Raw genomic sequence first — 5407 nt, forward strand, 5'->3', positions numbered from 1 at the left:
CGACGCTATTTATGACAGTGCTCGCGGCGTGGAGTGCGGTGCTCGCGCGCTTGTCGGGCCAGGATGATCTGGTTATTGGCACGCCCACTGCGAACCGAGGGCACCGCGAGATCGAGCCGTTGATTGGCTTTTTTGTCAATACGCTGGCGTTGCGCGTGGATCTGGAGGGCGAGCCGACGACGACGCAACTGCTCGAGCGCGTGCGGCGCACGACGTTGGATGCGCAGGCGCATCAAGATTTGCCGTTCGAGCAGGTCGTTGAGATTGTGCAGCCGCCGCGCCGGCTCAATCACACGCCGCTGTTTCAAGTGCTGTTCGCGTGGCAGAGTAATGAGACAGGGCAGTGGCGCTTACCTGGGCTGGACGTCACCTCTGGCGAGCTCGAGTACGACATCGCTAGGTTCGACCTGGAAATGCACCTGTATGAAGCAGGTGAGGAAATCATCGGGTCGTTGCACTATGCGAGCGCGTTGTTTGACCCTGCGACGATCGAGCGGCATGTGGGGTATCTGACGACGATGTTGCAGGCGATGGCGGCCTGCCCACAGCAACCGGTGGCGACGCTTCAAATGCTAGGGGCGGATGAGCGTCAGTTGCTACTTCAAACATGGAACGCGACAGCAGCTCCTTACCCAGCGTACCCGTGCATTCATCAGTTGTTTGAAGCGCAAGTGGAGCGCACACCGGATGCTACTGCGCTGGTATATGAAGCGCAGACCCTAAGCTATGCGCAGCTCAATGCACGGGCGAACCGTCTCGCGCATCGGCTCATTGAACTGGGCGTCAAGCCGGATGCGCGGGTGGCGATTTGTGTCGAGCGCTCGCCGGCGATGGTGGTAGGGCTATTGGCGATTATGAAGGCGGGCGGCGCGTATGTGCCGCTCGATCCCGCATATCCATCTGAGCGCCTCACGCATATTCTCGCCGATACCGCGCCGGCCATTGCGTTAGCGGATACGGCTGGCCAGTCTGCGCTGGGCGACACGGTTCTGGCCTCGTTAACCGTACTAGATCCCAACGTACTGCCAGAAAGAGCGGCCACCAATCCACAGGTACCTGAGCTGACTGCTCACCATCTTGCATATGTGATTTATACGTCCGGCTCGACCGGCACGCCGAAGGGCGTGATGGTCGAGCATGCTCAAATTGCTCATCTATTTGATGTCACCCAACTCAACGATGCACAGAAGGAAAATCAAGCGTCAATAAACCATCCAGTTTGGATGCAACAAGCTTATGGGCTAACGCCTGGCGATCGTGTCCTTCAAAAGGCACCTTTTACTTTCGATGTCTCTGTCTGGGAGTGCTTTTGCACATTGCTCAATGGCGCGACCCTCGTCGTGGCAGCGCCCGGTGTCCATAAGGATCCGTCTGCCTTAATGGAGTTGATGATCCGGCAGCGCATCACGACGGTTCATTTTGTGCCTTCCATGCTCGGCATGTTCCTCTCTACTGACGGTGCTCAGCGCTGCACGGCTGTGAAGCGCCTACTTTGCACGGGAGAAGCCCTCACGAGTACGCATGTTCGGCTTTGCCAGCGTCTTTTACCCCACGCACAACTGCATAACTTGTATGGCCCCACCGAAGCAACGATTGGTGTGGCCGCTTGGACTTGTCCAGTAGAGTATTCGGAGGACACTATTCCGATTGGTCGGCCCATTGCCAATAACCGACTTTACCTACTGGACAGACACGGTCAGCCGGTGCCGCTGGGTGCGACTGGCGAGTTGTACATCAGCGGTGCAAGTGTTGTGCGTGGTTACTTGAATGGACCTGACCTGACCGCCGAGCGCTTTTTGCTCGATCCGTTTAGCGATCATGAGGGCGCTCGCATGTATAAAACGGGTGACTTGGCACGTTACCGACCTGACGGGAATTTGGAGTTTTTGGGACGCAATGATCACCAGGTCAAGATTCGAGGTCTTCGAATCGAGTTGGGCGAAATTAAAACATGCCTGGTTAGACATCCGAAGGTGCAAGAAGCTGTAGTGCTTACGCTGGGTGAGGGAATTGACAAGCGGCTCGTCGCTTACGTCGTAGCCGAACCGGATCAACAGCTTGCCCATGCGTTGCGTGCGTATCTTACGGCCAGGCTGCCTGAATACATGGTGCCGGCCGCGTTCGTGCGCCTGGATGCGTTGCCGTTGACGCCAAATGGCAAGCTCGATCACCGTGCGTTACCTGAGCCAGGCGCTGACGCACTCGCGCATCACGCGTATGAGGCACCGCAAGGCGAGCTAGAGACGACGCTCGCGACGATCTGGGCGGAGCTGCTGGGCGTCGAGCGTATCGGCCGGCATGACAGCTTCTTTGCACTCGGTGGCCACTCGCTGCTGGCAGTGCGTTTGATGAACCGGGTCAGTGCCCTGGGTGCTGATGTGCCGCTCACGGCTCTATTTGCGTCACCAACGCTGGCCGCGTTTGCGGCTATGGTGAGTGCTCAACTAAAACGACAAACCAGTGCACTGCCCAAGATCATGCCGGTTTCGCGCGAAGGCGGTGTACCGTTGTCGTTTGCGCAGCAGCGGCTGTGGTTCCTCGCACAACTCGACGGCGTGAGTAGCACTTATCATATCCCGCTCGCACTGCGCGTGCGCGGGCCGCTCGATCGAGCCGCGTGGCAGCAGGCGCTGGATGGGCTCCTCGCGCGTCATGAAGCGCTGCGCTCGACGTTTGTGAGCGTCGATGGCCAGCCGCAGGTGCGGCTGCTACCGTCGAACACGGGCGTGTCACTGCACTGGCACGATTTGCGGGGCGAGCCCGATGCCGACGCGCAATTGGTGCGTTTAAGCAGCCACGCAGCGCATGCGCCGTTCGATCTGGTGCATGGGCCGCTGATCCGCGCGTGTGGCATACAATTGGCCGATAATGAGCACAAATTGGTGCTCACGATGCACCATATCGTGTCGGACGGCTGGTCGTTTGGTGTGCTGGTGCAAGAACTCAGCGCATTGTACGCGGCCAGTGCTGCCGGCCAAGTCGATTCACTGCCACCGCTGGCGATTCAGTATCCCGACTATGCGGCCTGGCAGCGGCAGTGGCTCTCGGGCGAGCGGCTGGAAGACCAGAGCCGCTACTGGCGCGCGACGCTCACCGACGCCCCTGTGTTGCTGGAGTTGCCCACGGACCGGCCGCGCCCGTCACAGCCATCATTTGCTGGCGCACATGTGCCGGTGCAGATCGATGCGCAGACCACGCGCGCGCTGAAGCGCTTGAGTGCGGAGCACGGCACCACGCTATTTATGACGGTGCTTGCTGCGTGGAGTGCGGTGCTCGCGCGCTTGTCGGGCCAAGATGATCTAGTCATTGGCACACCCAGCGCGAACCGGGGGCACCGCGAGATCGAGCCGTTGATTGGTTTTTTCGTCAATACGCTGGCGTTGCGCGTGGATTTGTCCGGCGAGCCCAATACGAGCGAACTGCTTAAGCGCGTGCGGCGCACGACGTTGGATGCGCAGGCGCATCAAGATCTGCCGTTTGAGCAGGTTGTCGAGATTGTACAGCCGATGCGTCGGCTTAATCACACGCCATTGTTTCAGGTCATGTTTGCGTGGCAGAGTGATGACATAGAACAATGGCGCCTGCCAGATCTAGATGTCACGCTTGACGATCTTGACTACAACATAGCCAGGTTTGACTTGGAAATGCACCTGTATGAAGCAGGTGAGGAAATCATCGGGTCGTTGCACTATGCGAGCGCGTTGTTTGACCCCGCGACGATTGAGCGGCACGTTGGATATCTGACGACGATGTTGCAGGTGATGGCGGCTTGCCCACAGCAACCGGTGGCGACGCTTCAAATGCTAGGAACGGATGAGCGTCAGTTGCTGCTTCAGACATGGAACGCGACGACGTCTCCTTATCCAGCGCACCCGTGCATTCATCAATTGTTCGAGGCGCAAGTGGAGCGCACACCGGATGCCACTGCGCTGGTATTTGAAGAGCAAACATTAAGCTATGCGCAACTCAATGCACGGGCGAACCGGCTCGCGCATCGGCTCATTGAATTGGGCGTCAAGCCGGATGCGCGGGTGGCGATCTGCGTCGAGCGCTCGCCGGCGATGGTGGTGGGGCTGCTGGCGACCTTGAAAGCGGGCGGCGCGTATGTGCCGCTCGATCCCGCATATCCGTCTGATCGCCTCGCGCATATTCTCGCCGATGCCACACCAACGATCACGCTGGCCGATGCGGCGGGCCAGGCCGTACTAGGTGAAGTGCCACTCGCTGTACAGACCGTACTTGATCCAAATGAGCTGTCGTCGCTGGCGGGTACCAATCCGTCGGTGCCGGGCCTCACTGCTCACCACCTTGCGTACGTGATCTATACGTCTGGTTCTACCGGCACGCCGAAGGGCGTGATGATCGAACATGCGCAGGCGAGCAATTTTTTGTGCTGGGCAATGAAAACCTTTAGCCCGGCAGAAACGCGGAACACGCTGTTTGCGACCTCAATTAATTTCGACCTTTCTGTCTACGAATGCTTTGTGCCGCTGGCGCAAGGCTCATCTCTTCACTTAGTCGGTGATGCGTTAGCGTTACTCAATTACTCTCGGCCAGTATCGTTGATCAATACCGTGCCTTCTGCCGTACAGTCTTTGCTAGAACATCGCGCAGGCCTAAACTCCGTAGCCACAATGAATTTGGCAGGCGAGCCGCTGACAGAGCGCTTGATCGAGCAGATTTTTGAGCAGTCACCAGTTCAGCGGCTGTGCAACCTGTATGGACCTTCGGAAAGCACCACCTATTCGACCTGGCTGTCGATTCAGCGTGGCGAACCCTTGATCGAGAGTATCGGCCGGCCGATTGCAAACACGCAAGTTTATCTACTTGACACGTACGGCCAGCCGGTACCGTTGGGCGCGGTCGGTGAGCTTTACATCGGCGGAGCCGGTGTTGCCCGTGGCTATTTGAACCGCCCCGAGTTGACGGCTGAGCGCTTTGTGCCTAATCCTTTCTCGGACGTGCCCGGCGCAAGGATGTACAAGACCGGCGACTTGGCTCGCTATCAGCCCGGCGGCAATTTAGTGTTCGTTGGCCGCAGTGACCAACAAATCAAGATTCGCGGTTACCGGGTTGAACCGGGTGAAATTGAAGCTGTACTTCAACGTCATCCTGCTGTGGCACAAGCTGCTGTTATTGCGCGCGAGAATCGTTTTGGCGATAAGCAGTTAGTCGGTTATGTTGTGTTTGGCAATACATCTATCGAATCCGATTTTGCAGCTGAAACAGAGCAAGTCAACGAATGGCAAAGCGTCTACGATGCTTATTACAGTAATGAACAGGATTTTGCTTTTGGCGAAGATTTCAGCGTCTGGAAGAGCAGCTACGATGGTCAGCCGATTCCGCTGTCGGACATGCAAGCGTGGCGCGCGGACGCGGTCGCACGGATTCGTGAGTTGCAACCGCG

General features: G+C 58.0%; 1 protein-coding gene. It reads left to right on the forward strand.

Annotated features, from left to right (window positions below; genetic code table 11):
* Window positions 1–5407, forward strand: a 5407-nt coding sequence (locus KPG66_RS17255; protein WP_237071664.1) for a non-ribosomal peptide synthetase, incomplete at both ends; no start/stop codon positions are given.

It is taken from the genome of Mycetohabitans sp. B2 (assembly GCF_021733735.1).
Taxonomy (GTDB): Bacteria; Pseudomonadota; Gammaproteobacteria; order Burkholderiales; family Burkholderiaceae; genus Mycetohabitans; species Mycetohabitans rhizoxinica.